Raw genomic sequence first — 1,560 nt, 5'->3', positions numbered from 1 at the left:
AGTTCTACATAAAAGCTGTCGTCTTGTTTGCCAGATTTTAATATATTTGGATTTTGACCTAGTGCTTCTTCTTTGGAGTATCCTGTCATTTTTTCAAAAACTTCATTGACAAAAGTGATATGTCTTTGTGAATCGGTTAGTACAACACTATTGTCACTGTTTTTAACTGCGAACTGAAATGCATAAAGCTCTTGAGAGATTTTGACAGATTTTCTATAAACTTTGAGTAAGATTAAAATAAGACCAAATGCAGTAAGGAAAAAGAGTAGGGTAATAGCTCGGTTTATCTGCAGATTTTTGTTATGTATAGAGTCTACTAACATATGAAGTTTTTGTAGTTGTTGGTAGAGCTTGCTAGTGCGAATTTCCAAAGAGAGTTTTTTTAGTTCACTGAGCGTTTTTAGCATTAACTTTGAATGTGTGTAAAAGTTATATATAAGGCTGTTGTGCTCTTCTTTTGAAAGTTTTAAAACATTTTCAAGCTGTTTGTTTATAAATGCATTATCTATATAGTCCGTCGTTGTGAACTTGAGTAGATAAAAGAGTGTTTCATTGACACTACTTTTTGTTTGCTGTGAAATATTTTTGCTCTCTCTGAGTGTTTGCTGCAAGTCAAAAAGAAAATGAGATGTATTGATAAGCGTTGCGTTTAGAGATTTGAAATATTCCAAATTATCAACTTTTGTGGCAAAAGTTTTTTTAATATTATGTAAACATTGGGTTAGTTCTAAATTTTTTGGATATTGTGCAGATAGATTTTCCCCTAGTGAATTAAGGGTATTTTTAAATGTTGTAGTGCTTTTATTGACACAATTATAGTTTTTAAATACATCAATAGTTAAGGCAAAGTTGTCAAGCTTTTTGTCTGTAATTTTAAGTGCGACGATTTTGTCATGAATAATGTTGTACTCTTTTGTATCTTTATCTATCAAAACAAGATAAGAGAAGAGCACAACTAACATTACAAGTGAGCTAAGGAGTAAAAAAACTACTTTATCAATTTTTTTAAGTAGTTGCATTTTATGGCTCAATATTTTTAGGTAGTTCTCCGTTAAGAGATTTTAGAAATGCCAAAATTTTATTGACTTCATCTTTTGTCATTTTTCGACCAAGTTGATACTCAGACATTATAAGTACTGCTTTGCGTAAACTCGGCTGGCTTCCATCATGAAAGTAGGGTGCTGTACGCGCTACATTTCTAAGAGAGGGAACTTTAAAAAAGTATTTGTCTCTTTCTTTATGTGTTACATCATATCTTCCTAAATCACTGCCGTTTGCATCAATGTAAATACCAAATTTATTGTACATATTACCACCGATGTTCATACCTTGATGACAGAGTATGCAACCTTTCGTTTTAAAGAGGCTGTAACCCTCTTTAGCTGCGTTTGAGAGTGCTTTCTTATCACCTCTAAGGTAGCGGTCAAAGGGTGCATTTGGTGTGATGAGCGTTTTTTCATACTCGGCTATTGCGTTTGTAATGTTGGCTTTTGTTATTCCATCTTTATATATAGTGCCAAATTGTTGTTTATAAGCAGTTTTATTGAGTTTTGGTATGAG

The 1,560-nt window shown here is 32.4% G+C and carries 2 protein-coding genes; both read right to left on the bottom strand.

Annotated features, from left to right (window positions below):
* Nucleotides 1-1,019 (bottom strand): DAHL domain-containing protein (locus MVY38_RS01430; RefSeq protein ID WP_297482679.1); only part of this gene is annotated, 1,019 nt, incomplete at its 3' end.
* Between the two features lies 1 nt (nucleotide 1,020).
* Nucleotides 1,021-1,560, bottom strand: a 540-nt coding sequence (locus tag MVY38_RS01425; RefSeq protein WP_297482675.1) for a cytochrome c peroxidase, incomplete at its 5' end; no start/stop codon positions are given.

It is taken from the genome of Sulfurimonas sp., from assembly GCF_027056685.1.
Classification (GTDB): domain Bacteria; phylum Campylobacterota; class Campylobacteria; order Campylobacterales; family Sulfurimonadaceae; genus Sulfurimonas.
The sequence above is the reverse complement of the archived record's forward strand: the minus strand, read 5'-3'. Positions and strand labels throughout refer to the sequence as shown.